The organism is Synechococcus sp. BA-120 BA3, assembly GCF_034931285.1.
Lineage (GTDB): Bacteria > Cyanobacteriota > Cyanobacteriia > PCC-6307 > Cyanobiaceae > Cyanobium.
The window spans coordinates 1-2,648 of the sequence record NZ_JAYGHZ010000130.1 but is presented as its reverse complement, the minus strand read 5'-3'; the positions used below and the strand labels follow the sequence as shown (position 1 = coordinate 2,648).

Here is a 2,648-nt window from a genome sequence, read left to right as displayed (position 1 = left end):
GGGCCACGGCTGGCCATCGCCCCGCACCAGAGCAGGTCGAGATCGAGACGGCGGGGTCCCCAGCGCTCGCGGCGTTCGCGGCCGAACGCCGCCTCCAGCCGCAGCAGCCGCGCCAGCAGCGCCAGCGGATCGGGCCAGGTTCCGTCGAGCCCCCGGGCGGAGTGCTGCTGCGCGACCAGGACGGCATTGAGATAGGGCGGCTGTCCCGGCGGCCCCCCCACCGGCTGGGTGCGGAACCGGGGCGACCAGGACAGCTGCAGCGGCTCCGCGGCCCAGGCGCCAAGCTCCGCCTCCAGCTGGGGTCGCACCGCCGTGAAGGTGGCGACGGGGTCGCCGAGGTTGGCCCCGAGGGCGATGGCCAGGCTGGATGGAGAGGGGCGAGCCGCGGGGGCGACCGGAGGGGGAGGCATCGGCTCAACCGCCGAAGACCGCCAGGTTGAGGAGGGCGGGCTCCCCCAGCCAGGCGGCATGGTCGGTGTGGTCGGCCAGATCATGGCCGGTGATGCCATGCACCAGCACCGTGAGGCCGCCACGGTGGGCCTCGAGCCAGGGGATCAGGGCCTCGAAGTCCGCCTGGCTGAAGCTGATCTGGCAGCTGCCGGTCGGATGGGGGCCCACGGGCTCGTGGTGAACGCGGCCCACCGGCAGGCCGAAACGGGCTGCGGCGGCCCCACAGAGGGCGGCGGCCTGCGCCGCTTCCGCTGGGCCGAAATAGACGTGGGCGTGGTAGCGCTCGTGAACGTTGGTGGGACGGCGGGTCATCGGCGGCCGAGCGGGGCCTGACACCCAGGCAGGGTATCGGGGCCAGCGGGAAGCCCACCGCCGCCACCCGGTCGGCGAGACTGGCCACCCCACCCAGCCACTGCCCCATGGTCGTCAGCGGGTCCCCTGCCGCGCCCGCCGGTGCCGCCCCCACCGGCAGCTTTCCGCTGGCCGCCATCACCGGCCACGGCACCCTGAAGCTGGCCCTGCTGCTGGCGGCGGTGGACCCCGGCCTGGGCGGGGTGGTGATCGCCGGCGGTCGCGGCACCGGCAAGTCGGTGCTGGCCCGGGGGCTCCATGCCCTGCTGCCGCCGATCGACGTGATCGACCTTGCCGATGGTCCGGGTCTGCGGCAGGCCGATCCCTCACGGCCCGACGAGTGGGACGCGGCCACACGGCGGCGCATCATCGAACTGGGCGGCGATCCCAGCGGCACCGATCCAGGCGCCCTGCTGCCCACCCGGGTGATGCCGGCCCCCTTCATCCAGGTGCCCCTGGGCGTCACCGAAGACCGGCTGATCGGCTCGGTGGACGTGGCCGCCTCCCTGACCGCCGGGGCGCCGGTGTTCCAGCCCGGGCTACTGGCGGAAGCCCACCGGGGGGTGCTCTACGTCGACGAGCTCAACCTGCTCGATGACGGCATCACCAACCTGCTGCTGGCGGCGGTGGGATCCGGCGAGAACCGCATCGAACGGGAGGGGCTGAGCCTGTCGCACCCCTGCCGCTGCCTGCTGATCGCCACCTACAACCCGGAGGAGGGGGCGGTGCGCGACCACCTGCTCGACCGCTTCGCCATTGCCCTGTCGGCCAACCAGCTGCTCGACACCGACCAGCGGGTGGCGATCACCCGCTCGGCCCTCGACCACGGGGCCTCCAGCAGCGCCTTCGGCGCCCGCTTTCAGGAGGAAACCGAGGCCCTGGCCACCCAGCTGCTGCTGGCCCGCCAGTGGCTGCCGGATGTGGCCATCGACCGCGAGCAGATCCGCTACCTGGTCACCGAAGCCATCCGCGGTGGCGTCGAGGGCCACCGGGCCGAGCTCTATGCGGTGCGGGTGGCCCGGGCCCATGCGGCCCTCTCCGGCCGCGACCGGGTGGAGGCGGACGACCTGCAGGTGGCCGTACGGCTGGTGATCGCCCCGCGGGCCCTGCAGCTGCCGCCCCCGGATCCCGACCAGCCCATGGAGCCCCCGCCGCCGCCGCCACCCCAGGGGGAGCAGCCCCCGGAGGAACCGGAGCCGCCGGAGCAGGAGCCGGAGAACGAGGATCCCGAGGATCAGGACGACGACGACCAGGACGACAGCCCCCAGGACCAGGCCCCGCCCCAGATCCCGGAGGAGTTTCTCCTTGATCCGGAGGCCACCGCCATCGACCCGGACCTGCTGGTGTTCGCCTCGGCGAAGGCCAAGAGCGGCGGCAGCGGCAGCCGGGCGGTGGTGTTCAGCGACAGCCGCGGCCGTTACGTGAAGCCGATGCTGCCCCGGGGCCCCGTGCGCCGCATCGCCATCGACGCCACCCTGCGGGCCGCCGCGCCGTATCAGAAGGCCCGCCGCGCCAGGGAGCCCCACCGCAAGGTGATCGTGGAGGAGGGGGACCTGCGGGCCAAGCAGCTGCAGCGCAAGGCCGGCGCCCTGGTGATCTTCCTGGTGGATGCCAGCGGCTCGATGGCCCTGAACCGCATGCAGAGCGCCAAGGGGGCCGTGATCCGCCTGCTCACCGAGGCCTACGAGAACCGCGACGAGGTGGCCCTGATCACCTTCCGCGGCGAGCAGGCCGAGGTGCTGCTGCCGCCCACCCGCTCGATCACCGCCGCCCGCCGGCGGCTGGAGTCGATGCCCTGCGGCGGCGGCTCGCCCCTGGCCCACGGCCTCGCCCAGGCGGCCCGGGTG

At 74.1% G+C, this 2,648-nt stretch carries 3 protein-coding genes; 1 reads left to right on the top strand and 2 read right to left on the bottom strand.

Annotated elements, in window-relative coordinates; all coding sequences use genetic code 11:
- Together folK and VB737_RS06380 are read right to left on the bottom strand one after the other, a co-directional pair.
- The coding region (gene folK / locus VB737_RS06385) for a 2-amino-4-hydroxy-6-hydroxymethyldihydropteridine diphosphokinase (RefSeq protein WP_500312085.1) at window positions 1-410 on the bottom strand (410 nt) is incomplete at its 3' end.
- Window positions 411-414: 4 nt separating this feature from the next.
- Window positions 415-762: a DOPA 4,5-dioxygenase family protein gene (locus VB737_RS06380; protein ID WP_500312083.1), complete on the bottom strand. Its 348-nt coding sequence runs from the start codon at window positions 760-762 to the stop codon at window positions 415-417.
- A 107-nt stretch (window positions 763-869) separates the two neighbouring features.
- Here VB737_RS06380 and bchD point away from each other — a divergent pair.
- A partial coding sequence (gene bchD / locus VB737_RS06375) for a magnesium chelatase ATPase subunit D (RefSeq protein WP_500312081.1) occupies window positions 870-2,648 on the top strand: 1,779 nt, incomplete at its 3' end.